The following is a 15,174-nucleotide window of genomic DNA, read 5'->3' on the forward strand; positions in this document are numbered from 1 at the left end:
CTAGCTGTTCAGCTGAGCCCAAAGTTTCTCCAGCCGCTTGATGCTGACCGGTTGTGGTGTGCGCAACTCCTGCGCAAAAAAGCTCACCCGCAGTTCCTCCAGCAGCCAGCGAAACTCCTGCATGCGTGCATCCACCGCGCCCTTGCGATCAACCACCAGGCGCCAGTAATGCTGCTCTTGAGGCCGCAATTCAGCCAGGCGGGAGGCGTCGCGCGCCGGGTCGGCACGCCACTTCTCCAGCCGCAGCGTGATGGCCTTGAGGTAGCGCGGGAAATGCTGCAGTTGCGCGTACGGTGTAATGGTCAGGAAGCGTTTCGGCACCAGCCGCAGCAGCTGCTGCGCGGCGTCCAGGGCGGCTTCGGCGGCGTTCTTGCTGTCCTTGATTTTTCGCTGGGCCACGGCAAATTCGGTCAAAATTCCAGCGGCCAGACGCGCGACTTCGCTGGCAATCAGCGTCAACCGCCCTCGCCCATCGTCAATACGCCGTTTGAAGTCGGCTTCGTTGGTCGGCAGCGGCTCCAGCAGAAAAGCCCGGTCCAGCGCCACGTCAATGATCTGCTGGCGCAACTCTTCGAGCGTTCCGCCGCCCGAGTTGTCGGCGGCGCGGCCGACCAGCATGTAGGCCGTGGCGGTTTTTTGCAGCTCGGGCAAGTTCTTCTCAAGGTACTTCAGCGCGTCCTTGATCTGCAGCGAAAATAACCGCCGCAAGCCGGCGCGGTGCTTGGCGGCGGCCGCATCGGGTTCGTCGAACACTTCGATCGTCACGGCATCGCCCAAGTCGATCAGCGCCGGAAAACCAATCAGCGTTTGCGCCCCCTTGCGGATTTCCATCAGCTCCGGCAACTCGCCAAAGCTCCAGCTGCTGTAGCGCTCGGGTGTCTTAATTGCTATCTTTTCAGGAGCTACTTGCGCCCGTCCTGATTGGGCTAGAGGCCTATTTGATGCATTATTTGGGGGCGAATCGGTATTTTTGACGAGATCGCGGCCCGGCGCCGTGCCCAGGTTCTTCAAGCCGGCCAGCGCCTGAAAAGCCCCGCGCGCCTGCGATCCCAGCTCGCCCTTGAGCGCACCCAGATTGCGACCCGTTCCCAGCTGCCGGCCATGCTCGTCCAGCACGCGAAAGTTCATGAACAGGTGCGGCGCCAGCATGTCCAGCTTCAAGTCGGCGCGCTTGATGTCGATTGATGTCGCGTCGCGCACCCATTTCAAGACCGCGTCGGTCAGTGAACCTGCGCCAAACAGCTGCGGCTGATTGAGCTGTTCGGCCATGCGGGTTGCCGTATCAGGCAGCGGCACCAGCCGCGAGCGCGGTCGCTGGTGCAAGGTCTTGATCAGCGCCTGGATTTTGTCCTTCAGCATGCCGGGCACCAGCCATTCGCAGCGCTCCTCGTTCACCTGGTTCAACGCAAACAGCGGCACATCGACCGTCACGCCGTCTTTGGTGTCGCCCGGTTCGTGCAGGTAAGTCGTCGTGCAGTCCACGCCACCCAGCCGAAGCGTTTTGGGGAAGGACTGCGTGGTGATGCCAGCGGCTTCATGGCGCATCAATTCATCGCGCGTCAGCAGCAGCAATCCGGCCTGCTTTTTGACATCGTGCTTGTACCAGCTCTCACAGCTGGCGCCGCTGCATATTTCGGCCGGCAACTGCTGGTCGTAAAAGGCGTAGATCAGCTCTTCATCGACCAGCACGTCCTGGCGGCGCGCTTTGTGCTCCAGGTCCTGTACCTGGCTTATCAGCTTCAGGTTGGCAGCCAGAAACGGCAGCTTGGTGTCCCAATTGCCGGCCACCAGCGCTTCGCGAATGAAAATTTCACGCGCTGTCACCGGGTCAACGCGCCCAAAGTTGACGCGCCTGCCGTTGTAAACCACCAGGCCGTAAAGCGTGGCACGCTCCAAAGCCGTCACCTGCGCAGCTTTTTTCTCCCAATGCGGATCGAGCAGTTGCTTATTCAAAAGATGGCCGGCCACCTGCTCTATCCACTGCGGCTCGATGTTGGCAATGCCCCGGCCAAACAGGCGCGTGGTTTCGACCAGCTCGGCCGCCACAATCCAGCGGCCCGGCTTCTTGCTGAGCTTGGCGCCGGGATGGCGGTAAAACTTGATGCCGCGCGCGCCCAAGTACCAGTCTTCCTCGTCGCTCTTGCAGCCGATGTTGCCCAGCAAACCGCACAGCATGGACAGGTGCAGCTGCTCGTAGCTGGCGGGCCTGTCGTTGAGGTGCCAGCCCTGCTCGCCCACCACGGTGTGCAATTGCGAGTGGATGTCGCGCCACTCGCGCACGCGCCGGATGTTGACGAAGTTTTCGCGCAACAGGGTTTCGTACTGGCGATTCGTCAGCTTATGAACCGCGTCATGGCCGCCACGCGCGACTCCCAGCCACTTCCACAGCCGCAGGTAGCCGCTGAATTCACTCTTTTCATCGTCGAACTTGGCATGCGCCTGGTCGGCCTGCGCTTGCCGGTCCATGGGGCGATCGCGCACGTCCTGCACGCTGAGCGCGCTCGCAATCACCAGCACTTCGTCCAGCGCCTGCCGGTCTTTCGCTTCCAGAATCATGCGGCCGACACGCGGGTCCAGCGGCAGCTTGGCCAGCGTACGGCCTACCGGCGTCAGTTCGTTGTCGTCATCGACCGCGCCGAGTTCGGCCAGCAGCTGGTAGCCGTCCGCAATGGCGCGGCGCTGCGGTGGCTCGATGAAGGCAAAGTCCTCTATCGTTCCCAGGTGCAGCGCCTTCATGCGCAGGATTACCGAGGCCAGCGAACTGCGTAAAATTTCTGGGTCGGTAAAGCGCGGCCGGCCCAGAAAATCCTGCTCGTCATACAGGCGTATGCAGATGCCGTCGGCCACCCGGCCGCAGCGCCCGGCACGCTGGTTGGCCGCAGCTTGCGACACCGGCTCGACCATCAACTGCTCGACCTTGCTCCTGAAACTGTAGCGCTTGACGCGCGCTGTGCCTGCGTCAATGACGTATCTGATGCCTGGAACTGTTAATGAAGTCTCGGCCACATTGGTCGCCAGCACAATGCGCCGCCCGCTGTGACTGTCAAAGATCCGGTCCTGTTCGGCCTGGCTCAGGCGGGCAAACAGCGGCAGCACTTCGGCGTTACGGTTCAGTGGCTGGTGCGAAAGATGCTTGCGCAAATGGTCGGCGGCTTCACGAATCTCGCGCTCGCCGGGCAGAAAAATCAGGATGTCGCCGGCACTGTGCGGGCTCAGCCAGAGCTCGTCCACCGCGTCCGCAATGGCGTTGTTCAAGTCGTAATCGCGTGACTCTTCATAAGGCCGCCAGCGCTGCTCGACCGGAAACATCCGGCCCGACACCATGATGACCGGCGCTGGCACCATAGGCCCCCACGCTCCGCGCTGCGCGTCGTCGCGAGGCCCTGCAGGCCGCGGCTCGCGAGACGCTTCGCCTCTGTCGCCTGTCCAAGCCTGCTCAAGCAGGCTTGGAGCCGCAGGCTCCAGCCCCTCGGGGACGTCGCTTGGCTTGGGGCGGCCCAGTGCTGGCGCGGCAAAGTAATCAGCAAAGCGCTGCGCGTCAATCGTCGCCGAGGTGATGACGACCTTCAAGTCGGGCCGGCGCGGCAGCAGCTGGCGCAGGTAGCCCAGCAAAAAATCGATGTTCAGGCTGCGCTCATGCGCCTCGTCAATGATGATGGTGTCGTAGGCGCGCAGCAGCGGGTCGGTCTGCGTTTCGGCCAGCAAGATGCCGTCGGTCATCAGCTTGACGGAGGCATCGCGGCTTAAGCGGTCTTGAAATCGCACTTTGTAGCCGACCACATCGCCCAAAGGCGTTTTCAGCTCTTCGGCGATGCGCTTGGCAACGCTGGATGCAGCAATGCGACGCGGCTGCGTGTGGCCAATCAGCTTGCCTTGGCCAGCCGGATAATTGAGCTTGCCGCGCCCCATGGCCAGCGCAATTTTGGGCAATTGCGTGGTTTTGCCTGAGCCGGTCTCGCCGCAGACGATGATGACCTGGTGCGCCGTGAGCGCGGCGGTGATGTCGTCGCGCTTGCCTGAAACCGGCAAAGATTCAGGAAAGGTGATGGCTAGCTGGGACAAGGAGGAGAGCAAGGACACAACGACAGTTAAAGCCATTGATTATCGGTGTTCCTTCACGCTCAGGCGTCTGCGCGGGTATGTCGCAGCCATGGCACATTCATGCTGGAGCCATGTCAGTTTTTTTGGAGATGCCTGGTGGCGGCACGCTCATGATGGCCTAATGACGGGCATCGCGACAATTTCTCCGCTTTTTTCATCGAACCAGGCGACCCTGCTCGGGTAGCTCCAGGCCGTGCGCGCCATACCCCGGCCCTTCGCAACAGCGCTTGCGGAGCGCGCATCGGCCTTGGACACTCTAAGCACGCCCACCCCGACATCGGCGGCCCAGCGGGTGCGCTGTTTTTGCTGGTGCTCCAACACGTGCGCGTCAAAGCCGGTATTAAGTGCCACGGACTTGGACAAATGCGCCTGCACCCTGCGCGCCAGCTGTATCAGCGCGCCGCTGTCCCTGCAGTTGTACTGCAGCAGCAAAAACCCGTCTTCACCAAGACGGCCCATATCCACATGGCCGGGCATCGTGCGCCGCAGACGACCGGCGCAGACGAACAACGCGTGGTTCACCGCCGCCAGGCCGTACAGCTTTTCGAGCGTGTACAAGTTGGCGATGGTGACCACAATCATGCCCAGCGGAACCGGGTCGTCATGGTAAAGCTTGAACGCGGCAGCCACCATGTTGCCGGTTTCGGCGTGCGTGCGCATGCGCGTCACCGGGTCATAGCCGGGCCCGTGCGCCAACACCTCTTTGAGCTCGAAAAGGTAAAAGTAACGCAGCCACAACACCGATGCCATGGATGCGAGGTAAGCCGTGCCAGCGACGGCGCTAACCGCATGCACCTGCCAGGGGACATGCGCCCGGTCCAGCGCGATCCAGCTAAGCCCAATCAAGGCCACCAGCATGAAGCAAAGGCCGGCTACCGCCACTCTGGCCAGTCGCTCGCCGCGCACTGCGCTGCACAAGGTCAAAAACAGCGCCTCCGCACCAAGCAGGCAGGCCATGGCAGCGCCCAGGGCCAGCGCCTGCAGCGGCGGCAGCAACCAGCCGACTCCCATCACCCCCCCGGCCAACACCGCCAGTGCCAGACTGGTGCGGCGCCGGGTGGCAGCTTGGCGCAAGACGCCGAGTACGGAAAAAAGCATGTAGGCCAGCAGCGCCGAGACCACGCTGGCAATATGCGCCAGCAAACGCGCCAGCGTGTCGGCGTCCTCAATCGGCAGTCCGCCCAGAAAAGCCAACACAAAAAAAGCCGAAGCTAGCGCCGACACAGCAGAGTTTCGCGCAATGCGCCGCACGGAATGTCTGAAGGCAAACGCCGAGGCGGCCAGCATCAAAGCGGTAGCCCCGAAATAGCAGCCCCAAAAACCTATGACAAGTTGTTCCATAGGCTTGAACCATACCTCTTTCGTACTCGTTGATCGGTGGCATATTGCACACTTAGGCCCACGGCGTCGTCCCTTACACTAATAAAAATCCTGGTTTTATCTCAGGAAAACAGCACCAACCCTGCCCCGCCTTCCTCAAGTGGGTCAAGTTCGCCGGATTTGTCGATTTCCGCTCGATTGTCTCCACTTTCCCGATTTCCCCTGACCCCGAAAGCGAGCCCATGCCTGCCGTCTTCAATTTCACCTTCGTTCCCTGGTTTCGCTCGGTGGCGCCTTACATCCACACGCACCGTGGCAAGACTTTTGTGGTCGGTATTGCCGGCGAGGCGATTGCTGCCGGCAAGCTGCAGCACATTGCGCAGGATCTGGCGCTGATTCAAAGCATGGGCGTGAAGATTGTGCTGGTGCACGGTTTTCGCCCGCAAGTCAATGAACAACTGCAGGCCAAGGGTCATGCAGCCAAATACTCGCACGGCATGCGCATCACCGATGAAGTCGCGCTCGACAGCGCTCAGGAAGCGGCCGGCCAGCTGCGCTACGAAATTGAGGCAGCCTTCAGCCAGGGCCTGCCCAACACTCCCATGGCGGGCTCCACCGTGCGGGTGATTTCCGGCAATTTCATCACCGCGCGCCCGGTTGGCATTCTCGATGGCGTGGATTTCCAGCACTCGGGCATGGTGCGCAAAGTCGATACCGCCGCCATCGGCCGCGTGCTGGACTTTGGCGCCATGGTGTTGTTGTCGCCCTTCGGTTTTTCACCAACCGGTGAGGCCTTCAATCTGACCATGGAAGAGGTCGCCACCTCGGTAGCGATTGCCATGCAGGCCGACAAACTGCTTTTTTTGACCGAGATTCCCGGGATTCGCGTGCAGCATGACCAGCCCGCCAGCGACGACAACCCGATAGGCACCGAGCTGCCGCTGGCAGCGGCAGAAAAGCTGCTGGCGACCTTGCCGCCCGGCGAAAACCCGACCGACACCGCGTTTTATCTGCAGCACTGCGTCACGGCCTGCAAGGCCGGCGTCGAGCGCAGCCACATCCTGCCCTTTGCGGTCGATGGCTCGCTGTTGCTGGAAATTTACGTACACGACGGCATTGGCACCATGGTGGTCGATGAAAAGCTCGAATCCCTGCGCGAAGCCACCGGGGATGATGTCGCCGGCATCCTGCAGCTGATAGAGCCCTTTGAAAACGACGGCACGCTGGTCAAGCGCAGCCGCACCGAGATTGAACGCGACGCCGACCACTACACCATCGTCGAACACGACAGCGTGATCTTTGCCTGCGCCGCGCTTTACCCCTACCCCGAAGCGAAAACCGGCGAAATGGCCGCGCTGACCGTATCGCCGCAAAGCCAGGGCCAGGGCGATGGCGAAAAAATCCTCAAGCGCATAGAGCAGCGCGCTCGCGCCGCCGGCCTGCAAAGCATTTTTGTGCTGACCACGCGCACCATGCACTGGTTCATCAAGCGCGGCTTCGTGCAGGTTGACCCGGCCTGGCTGCCCGAAGCACGCAAGCGAAACTACAACCTGAATCGCAAAAGTCTGGTGCTGGTCAAGAAGCTGGGCTGAGGCGCGCCCGGAGCGGCTTTTGCCTGATCTGGCGTCTGCCAGCCTGCCTGGCGATGGCCTGAACGCCTTTTTCATCCTGCTCTTGCGTCTGTTTCTCCTACACGAAGAAGAGAAACCGCTGGCAAAGTAGCACTCTTTTTTCGCCTAGCATCGCGCGATCTTGGAGAGTTTCTTGGACAGCCCGGCGCAAATCCCTCTGACCCGTGAAGTACGCATTCCCTGCTGCGACGCCTGGCTTGGCGGCGATCTAGCCTTGCCCCCCGACTTCTGTGGCCTGGTGCTGTTTGCGCACAGCAGTGGCAATGGCCGCTTCAGCCCGCGCAACCGCCAGATTGCGCAAAAGCTCCAGCGGGCCGGCATCGCCACCTTGCTGTTCGATCTGCTGACGGCGCAGGAAGAAGAGGTCGATTTTTATACCCGTGAACACCGCTTTGACATGGCGTTGCTGACCCAGCGTATGCACGATGCCACCGACTGGGTGTCCGCGCAGGCGGACTTGCAGCACGCGCCCATCGGCTACTTTGGTGCCAGTACCGGCAGCGCCGCAGCGCTGATTGCCGCAGCCCGGCTGGCTGATCGCGTCGCCGCCGTGGTGTCGCGCGGCGGCCGTCCTGACCTGGCCGGGCCCGACACGCTGGCCGCCGTCAAGGCGCCCACCTTGCTGATCGTTGGTCGCGCCGACCATGGGGTGATTGATCTCAATGGCCAGGCCTATGAACATCTGAGCTGCCACCGGCGGCTGGCCATCGTCGCCGGCGCCACCCATCGGTTAGTGCAACGTGACGCGCTGGAACAGGTGTCCGAGCTGGCGGCATCATGGTTCACCAAGTACCTGCCAAAAGGGAAATGCGTGGCGCCTGACGGGCAGACGCAACACCCCGGACACGCCTGATGATGGGGCTGCCCCTGCCCTTTCGCGACCGTCGCCACGCCGGCTGCGTACTGGCCCAAAAGCTGGCGCATTACCGCGGCCGCCCCGACCTGCTGGTCCTTGCCTTGCCGCGCGGCGGGGTCGCCGTGGGCTTTGAGGTGGCGCGCGCGCTGCAAGCCCCGCTGGACATTTTTATGGTGCGCAAGCTCGGCTTTCCCGGCCAGGAGGAATACGCCATGGGCGCAATCGCCAGCGGCGGCGTGCGCGTCATGAATAGCCTGCCCGGCCTCACGGTTTCGCCCAAAGTGGTGGCCGCAGTCGTCGCGCGCGAACAGGCCGAGTTGCTGCGGCGCGAGCGGCTCTACCGCGGCGAGCGTCCGGCGATCAGCGTGGCGGGCCGTTGCGTGATCGTGGTCGATGATGGGCTGGCGACCGGCGCCACCATGCGCGCGGCGTTGCAGGCGATTCGCCAGCAGCAGCCGGCTTGCCTGGTGGCAGCTGTGCCGGTGGGCGACAAGGACAGCTGCCAGGCGCTGCGGGAAGAGGCCGATGAAGTGGTCTGCGCCGCCATGCCGCAGCCGTTTCGTGCCGTTGGTCTGTGGTACGAGGATTTTCCACAGGCCAGTGACGATGAGGTGCGCTCGTTGCTTGAGGAGGCTCGGCGCGCGCAGGCCCGGGCCGGACAGTGAAAGGCCGTTAAGGATCGGGGTAATAGGCGAAAACTCCCTGGCACGGCACGGCACGCAGACGTCGTAGCTGGCCGCGCCGCAGGTATCTTTGCGCCTAATGAAAATCGCGGCTGGCGGTGCCCAGCCGCCCGAGCAGTGGCGTCAGGTCTTCCAGCCGCTGCGCCACCAAGTTGCGCACGGCGCCGTAGCCTTTTTTGTCGGCATCTTCGCTGCGTTGCCAGACGCCATGCACCGCCAGCAAGCGCGCATGCAGCACCTCGGCGCGCTGCGTTTCGCGCAGTGACTTCCAGACAATCACGTTGACCGGGCCGGTTTCGTCTTCCAGCGTGATGAAGATGGTGCCTTTGGCCGTTTGCGGCTGCTGGCGCACCGTGACAATGCCGCAGGCCGCGACCTGCCGGCCATCGGGCAGCGCATTGAGCTGGTCGGCGCTGAGCAGACCTTTCTTCGCCAGCCGTGGCCGCAGCAAGGCCAGCGGATGGCGGCGCAGCGTGAGGCCGGTGGACTGGTAGTCAAACAGGATGTTTTCACCTTCGGGGGTGTCGGGCAGCTGCAGCGGTGATTCATGCGTGGGAACGGCTTTGAGCAGCAGCGGTGCCGGCTTGATGGCAGCGGCTTGCCACACCTGCTGGCGCCTGTGACCGGCCAGTGGCAACAAGGCATCGGCGGCGGCCAGCGCATTGATTTCCAGCGTGCCAAGCTGCGCCCGCAGGGCCAGGTCTTCGGTGGAGGTGAAGCAGGCTTGGGCCCGGGCTGCGACCAGGCGCTGCGCGGCGGCTTCAGACAAACCAGAGACCATGCGCAGGCCCAGGCGCACGGCAGGTTGCGGCTGCCTGATGCCAGGATATTCAGGCGGCGCGGAAGCTTCCTTGGCTTCCCTGGCGTTTTCCAGCGAGCAGTCCCAGCCGCTAAAAGTCACATCGACCGCGCGCAGCTCCACCCCATGGCGGCGCGCGTCCTGCACCAGTTGCGCGGGCGCATAAAAGCCCATGGGCTGGGAATTGAGCAGGGCCGCCAGAAAGCAGGCGGGCTCGTGGCATTTAAGCCAGCAGCTGATGTAGACCAGCTTGGCAAAACTGGCGGCGTGGCTTTCCGGAAAGCCGTAGGCACCAAAGCCCCTGATCTGCTTGAAGATGTTTTCGGAAAATTCGGCTTCGTAACCGCGCGCCGTCATGGTGCCGACCAGCCGGTCATGAAAGCGCTCGACCCCGCCCTTGCGCTTCCACGCCGCCATGGAACGGCGCAGGTCATCGGCCTCGTCGGCAGAAAACTTTGCGGCAATCATGGCAATCTGCATGACCTGCTCCTGAAAAATCGGCACGCCCAGCGTGCGCCCCAAGGCATGGCGCAGCTCTTCATTGGGATAGGTTTCTTCTTCGGGGTGCTCACGGCGACGCAAATACGGGTGCACCATGCCGCCCTGAATCGGTCCCGGCCGCACGATGGCGACCTGCACCACCAGGTCGTAAAAGCAGCGCGGTTTCAGGCGCGGCAGCATCGACATCTGGGCCCGGCTTTCGATCTGGAACACGCCCACGGTGTCGGCCTGACAAATCATGTCGTAGGTCGGCACATCGCCCGATTCAATCTGATGCATTTGCAGCTGGCCGCCCCGGCTCAGGTCGACCAGATCAAGGCAACGCCGAATCGCCGACAGCATGCCCAGCGCCAGCACATCGACCTTGAGCAGGCCCATGGCGTCCAGGTCGTCCTTGTCCCACTGGATGATGCGGCGCGCCTCCATGGCCGCCGGCTGAATCGGCACCAGCCGCGTCAGCTTGCCCTGCGTCAGCACAAAACCGCCGACATGCTGGCCCAGATGGCGTGGAAAGCCGATCAGCTGCGTCGTCAGGTCCAGCCACTGCAGCACCGGCCCGATGTCGGCCTGCAGATTGGCTTCCTCGAGTTTTTTCTGCAACGCGTCACTGCCGTCAAACCAGAAATGCTCTTTGGCCAGTTGCTCGACCAGCGCCGGGTCTATGGCCAGCGCCTTGCCGACATCGCGCAAGGCGCTGCGCGGCCGGTAGCAGGTCACGGTGGCAGCAATGGCGGCGCGGTCGTGGCCGTATTTTTGGTAGATGTACTGGATCACTTCTTCGCGCCGCTGGTGCTCAAAGTCCACATCAATATCGGGCGGCTCGTGGCGTTCGCGGCTCATGAAACGCTCAAACAGCAGCTGGCTTTCGGCCGGATTGACGGCCGTCACGCCCAGGCAATAACACACCGCTGAATTGGCCGCCGAGCCGCGCCCCTGACACAGGATGTGTTGCTCGTTGGCAAAACGCACGATGTCATACACCGTGATGAAGAACATCTCGTAGTGCAGCTCTTCAATCAGCGCCAATTCGTAGCCGAGCTGGGTCTGGATGGCTTCGGGCACGCCGCCCGGGTAACGCCTGCGCGCGCCTTCAGCGGTGAGACGGCGCAGGCATTGGGCCGGGGTTTCAGCGGCGGGCACGATGTCTTGCCTCGGATAGCGGTAAAGGTCACGAATCTCGTCAAGATTGAAACGGCAGCGCGCCGCCACTTCCAACGTGGCCTTGAGCAGGCTGGCGGGGTAAATATCGCTAAGGCGCATGCGCGGCCGCAAATGCGCCTCGGCGTTCATCTGCAGGGCAAAGCCGCAGTCATGCACACTTTTTCCCAGGCCTATGGCGGTCATCACGTCGTGCAGCGGCTTGCGTGAACGCACATGCATCAGCACACAGCCCGCAGCCACCAGCCGGATGCCGGTGCGACTGGCGACGGCCTGCAGCTGCTGCAGGCGCAGCGCGTCATCCAGTCCTTGCAGCAGCTCGACCGCGAGCCAGCAATTGGCGCCATTTGGGCCATTTTTTGAGCAAAAAAGGCCTCTAGCCCAATCGGCATGGGCGCAGAGTGCTTCTGTATTGATAGCACCCGATAACCCGGGTAAAGGACAAAGCAGCACCTCGCAGTTGGCCAGCAGCGAAAAGTCGCTTTCACCCAGCGCCACGCGGTAGCTGCCTTTTTCAATCAGGTCGCCGGCCTGGCGCGCTGCAGTGATGAATTCACACAGGTTGCCCCAGCCCGCCGCGTTGTGTGGCAGCACCACCAGCTTGAAGGGATGGGCCGCAGCGACCCAAAACTCGGCGCCTGGCAGCAATTGCAGCCCGTGCTGTTTAGCCGCCACATGCGCCCGCACCACGCCGGCGACCGAGCATTCATCGGTAATGGCCAGCGCCCGGTAACCCAGCGCATGGGCGCGCGCTACCAGCTCTTCGGCGTGCGAAGCGCCGCGCTGAAAACTGAAATTGCTGAGCGCATGCAGCTCGGCGTAGTCGGGAAGCAGGCTGGCCATGGGTGCTTTTTCAGGATGTTCAGGCAAAAAAACCGTGCAGATACCAGGCGTGCGGCTGCCCGGCAGCGCTTTGCGGCGCTGCCACCGGCAACCGTTCGCTGTAAATCCACAGCAGTCCGCCCTGCCCGCTGCGGTAGATGAAATAGTCGCGGATCGCCGGCGGCCTGCTGCGCCCCCCCGAGGCCGCGCCCTCGCCCGCCTTGTCGCCCGCCTTGTCACCCGCCATCAGCCAGCCGCTGACCTCCAGCCGCTGCGGTCCGGCCAGCCGTTGCAGCCGGCCCTGGTACACCGGGCTGTCGCCGTGCATCGCCAGCCGCAACGGCGGGTACAGCAGCCAGCTCGGGTACAAGGCTTCGGTTTTTTGCTCTTTTTCCCTATCATTTAGGCCTCTAGCCCATACAGTACGGGCGTTAGAAGCTATTGATTTAATAGCACTTCGGACGCTGCTTGCACTCACTGCATTCACGGCACTAATCCAGCGCTGCATCTGCTCGGGCCGGTGGTCGGCGCAGGGCTGCCAGACCTGCACCTGCTCGGCGCCCAGACGGGCGCTCAGGCGTTCGATCAGCTCCAGCGCGCTGTCGCCCTGCTTGCGCTCCTGCATCAGCAAGCTGGCAGTGGCGGCGGCCGAATCGGTGAGCTTTTCGGTCTCCAGCGACTGCAATCTCAGGGTATGAACAGGCGCCGGCAAACGCTGCTGGCCCAGCTGCTCGGCGATCAGGCGCGCCACATGGCGCAAGTCTTGCGCGGGCTGGGCCGTGCGCACCACCAGTTCGCCGGTGGGCGGCACATCGCGGCGCTGGTCCAGCTGCCAGACCAGCTTGAGGGCGCGCAAACCGCTCTGGCGGCCCAGCAGCCAGGCCTGCAGGTGCAGCAGCAGGCGTTCGACACCGGACATCAGCGCCGGCGCATGAATCACCAGCGCGTCGAGCTCCAGCTTTTCGTCGAAAGACTCGGGCAGCACCAGCCAGTCGTAGCCGTCTGGCGCGTGGCCGCGGGCGCGGTCCAGCGCAGCCAGCAGCGGCGCGCCAAAACGCCTGGCCACGCCGTCACGCGGCAGGCGCAGCAGGTCGTCCCAATTGCGGCAACCGATCCGCTCCAGCACGCCCAGATGGGCTCTAGCCGCGCTAAGCGTGTGCATTGGTAGCTCGGCCACGCGCTGGCGCGCTGCTGCATGCTGACGCTCAAGCTGCAAATTACGGGCAACGTGGGCCTGGCGCAAGCGCCCGAGCGCTATCAAAGATGTAGCGCCTTGCGCCCGTTCTATATGGGCTAGAACCTTATTTTCTTGAAAAAACTGGCTTGCCTGCTGCACCAGCAGCTGCGCCAGCCGGGCCAGCCCGCCAAACAAGCGCAGGCTGCCGGAGACTTCCAGCAGCACGGCTTCATCGAGCAGCGCCACGCGCGGCGTAAAGCCGAGCGCGATGCTGGCCAGCGCCCGCTGCGCCGCCGCCTGGTTCAGCACGGCCGGCCCGGGCTCAGTGCGGATGCACGCTTGCAGTGCGATCCAGCGCATGCGCTATCCACGGTGAAGCTGAAGAAGTGGAAGGAAACAGCACCGGAGCGGCCCCCTCGTCTTCGCGCCGCCGCCGTACCCGCTCCCGGCTAGCCGCCAGCAGCGCCAGCAAACGGGCCGGCCGGGTGGTCAGCAGCAACGGCGCAGCCAGCGGCGGGCCACGGCGTTTCAGCAGATGGACCAGCAGGTTGCCGGCCTCGCCGGCCTCGTTCACCGCGCATTCAAGTAGCAGCCGCAGCGGCGCCGGCGAAGACTCCTGCTGCGCGCGCAAGGGGCGAAACACAAACAGCAGCTTGTTGTGCGCATGGGCGGCAATCTGCAGACGCCGCAAATGGGCGCTGCGGGCATCGGGCAGCCAGGCCAGCACGCTGGCGACATCGGCACACTGCAAGGCCTCGCGTGTGGCCCAAAGCAGCGCCAGCCCATCGTTGGCCTGCACGCACAGCAGGCGCTGCATGTCGAGCTGGCGCGCGCCCAAAGCCGGGCCAAAAGGCAGCCAAGGCGCGCCGACCAGCACCACCATCTGGCCCGGCCCGGCCTGCTGAATGGCAGCCAGCGCAGGCGCCAGCAAGCCCCATTCATGCAGCCCCGCCTGCGGCTGCAACAGTTCAATCAGCGCGCCCTGCGGCCAGCCGCCACCTGGCAGCACCTGGTTGAGCGCTGCATAGCCGGTATCCACGGTGTGCAGGCTTGCACTGCCCAGCTCGCCGGCGCGCCACACCTGGGACAAGGCGCCTACGGCGCCGAAGGCAGGCAAGGCACGGTCCATGGAAATCAGGGAAGGCATGATGGACGCTTGAAACGGCTTGAATCAGGTTAATTAACTGTACGGACATACAGTATATGACCTGATTCAAGGCTTGGGGGCAATACCCTTTCAACTGGTTTGGCCCCACGTCTGCTCGACCCTTGAAGGGGCCTGCATCAGCCGGATAAAAAAAAGCGCCAGGGCTTGATCTCCCTGGCGCCTTGGTCTGCGGCCTGACGTCTTAGCGTGTCTTAGCGTGTCTTAGCGTGTCTTAGCGTTTGCGCGCCTGGCGCAGCGCCAGCGTCAGGCCGATCAGGCCGGTTGCGACAAAGCACACAAAGGACCAGTTGGCAATCGAGCCGCCCAGAAAGGTCCAGTCCACCTTGGAGCAGTCGCCGCTGCCTTTGAAAATCATCGGCACCACGCGCTGCAGCGGAAAGGTTTCAATCATCCCGTAAAAGTCGCGCCCACAGGAGGCGACTTCGGGCGGATACCATTGCAGCCAGCTTTGCCGCGCCGCCACAAACGCGCCAAAACCCGAGAGCAGCACCAGTAGCAGAGCACCGCTGATCAGCACGCTTTTTTTGTTGGAAATGGCCGTGAGGCCTGCAACAATGGCGACCAGCAGCAGTGCGTAACGCTGCACGATGCACATGGGGCAAGGCTCCAGCCCCACCACATGCTGCAGATACAAACCAAAAGCCAGCAGGGCCACACAGCCCAAAGACAGCAGTGCCAGCACGCGGCGTGGCATCGCATCGAAATAAGTCAAAAACATGGTCATCCTGTAAGTCCGGGAATTAGTCAAGTAGCCTAGGCAGAGTTTAAGCGGCTGCGCGCCTATGGGGACGCACGGCCTTGGTGGACGCTCCGCAACCACAGGAATGCGCTAACCACGCTAACCACGCTAACCACGCTAACCACGCTAACCAAAGCAACTTGACTCATTCAAAAGATCGTTACTGCGAATCAGCGGCCTGCGGTGGTGAGCCGGTTCAATCGATGTCCTTGAGCCCTG

Annotated in this window: 9 protein-coding genes; 3 read left to right on the plus strand and 6 right to left on the minus strand. The window is 63.1% G+C overall.

The window, feature by feature from the left end:
• A complete protein-coding gene (hrpA, locus tag HHJ18_RS00700) occupies window positions 1-4,098 on the minus strand; it encodes an ATP-dependent RNA helicase HrpA (RefSeq protein WP_296910518.1) in 4,098 nt (1,365 codons plus the stop codon).
• Window positions 4,099-4,209: 111 nt separating this feature from the next.
• Window positions 4,210-5,442: a GGDEF domain-containing protein gene (locus tag HHJ18_RS00705; protein ID WP_296910520.1), complete on the minus strand. Its 1,233-nt coding sequence runs from the start codon at window positions 5,440-5,442 to the stop codon at window positions 4,210-4,212.
• A 221-nt stretch (window positions 5,443-5,663) separates the two neighbouring features.
• Between HHJ18_RS00705 and argA the strand changes: the two genes are divergently transcribed.
• The 3 genes from argA to HHJ18_RS00720 all read left to right on the plus strand — a co-directional run bounded on the left by argA (window position 5,664) and on the right by HHJ18_RS00720 (window position 8,573).
• Window positions 5,664-7,013: an amino-acid N-acetyltransferase gene (argA, locus tag HHJ18_RS00710; protein ID WP_296910523.1), complete on the plus strand. Its 1,350-nt coding sequence runs from the start codon at window positions 5,664-5,666 to the stop codon at window positions 7,011-7,013.
• A gap of 160 nt (window positions 7,014-7,173) precedes the next feature.
• Entirely contained in the window at window positions 7,174-7,905 is a 732-nt protein-coding gene (locus HHJ18_RS00715; RefSeq protein ID WP_296910525.1) for an alpha/beta family hydrolase, read from the plus strand.
• Window positions 7,905-8,573 carry a phosphoribosyltransferase gene (locus HHJ18_RS00720; protein WP_296910527.1) on the plus strand — a complete coding sequence of 223 codons (669 nt, stop codon included), beginning with the start codon at window positions 7,905-7,907 and terminating at the stop codon, window positions 8,571-8,573. The genes HHJ18_RS00715 and HHJ18_RS00720 overlap by 1 nt, the downstream gene beginning before the upstream one ends.
• Before the next feature lie 94 nt (window positions 8,574-8,667).
• On the opposite strand, the gene HHJ18_RS00725 is transcribed toward HHJ18_RS00720, so the two are convergent.
• The 4 genes from HHJ18_RS00725 to HHJ18_RS00740 form a co-directional block, all read right to left on the minus strand.
• Window positions 8,668-11,892 carry an error-prone DNA polymerase gene (locus HHJ18_RS00725; RefSeq protein ID WP_296910529.1) on the minus strand — a complete coding sequence of 1,075 codons (3,225 nt, stop codon included), beginning with the start codon at window positions 11,890-11,892 and terminating at the stop codon, window positions 8,668-8,670.
• Window positions 11,893-11,911: 19 nt separating this feature from the next.
• On the minus strand, window positions 11,912-13,408 hold the full coding sequence (locus HHJ18_RS00730) for a DNA polymerase Y family protein (RefSeq protein WP_296910531.1): 1,497 nt from the start codon (window positions 13,406-13,408) through the stop codon (window positions 11,912-11,914).
• A complete protein-coding gene (gene imuA / locus HHJ18_RS00735; RefSeq protein ID WP_296910533.1) occupies window positions 13,371-14,195 on the minus strand; it encodes a translesion DNA synthesis-associated protein ImuA in 825 nt (274 codons plus the stop codon). Before imuA ends, HHJ18_RS00730 begins: the two co-directional genes overlap by 38 nt.
• A gap of 232 nt (window positions 14,196-14,427) precedes the next feature.
• A complete protein-coding gene (locus tag HHJ18_RS00740; protein WP_296911874.1) occupies window positions 14,428-14,934 on the minus strand; it encodes a disulfide bond formation protein B in 507 nt (168 codons plus the stop codon).
• Between the last annotated feature and the right edge of the window lie 240 nt (window positions 14,935-15,174).

The organism is Polaromonas sp., assembly GCF_012927455.1.
Classification (GTDB): Bacteria; Pseudomonadota; Gammaproteobacteria; order Burkholderiales; family Burkholderiaceae_C; genus Polaromonas.

Bases quoted from the DNA above. Each gene is read 5' to 3' on its own strand.
- HHJ18_RS00725 (WP_296910529.1), bottom strand. From the start codon at position 11,892: ATGGCCAGCCTGCTTCCCGACTACGCCGAGCTGCATGCGCTCAGCAAT.
- argA (WP_296910523.1), top strand. From the start codon at position 5,664: ATGCCTGCCGTCTTCAATTTCACCTTCGTTCCCTGGTTTCGCTCGGTG.
- HHJ18_RS00740 (WP_296911874.1), bottom strand. From the start codon at position 14,934: ATGTTTTTGACTTATTTCGATGCGATGCCACGCCGCGTGCTGGCACTG.
- imuA (WP_296910533.1), bottom strand. From the start codon at position 14,195: ATGCCTTCCCTGATTTCCATGGACCGTGCCTTGCCTGCCTTCGGCGCC.
- hrpA (WP_296910518.1), bottom strand. From the start codon at position 4,098: ATGGCTTTAACTGTCGTTGTGTCCTTGCTCTCCTCCTTGTCCCAGCTA.
- HHJ18_RS00720 (WP_296910527.1), top strand. From the start codon at position 7,905: ATGATGGGGCTGCCCCTGCCCTTTCGCGACCGTCGCCACGCCGGCTGC.
- HHJ18_RS00730 (WP_296910531.1), bottom strand. From the start codon at position 13,408: ATGCGCTGGATCGCACTGCAAGCGTGCATCCGCACTGAGCCCGGGCCG.
- HHJ18_RS00705 (WP_296910520.1), bottom strand. From the start codon at position 5,442: ATGGAACAACTTGTCATAGGTTTTTGGGGCTGCTATTTCGGGGCTACC.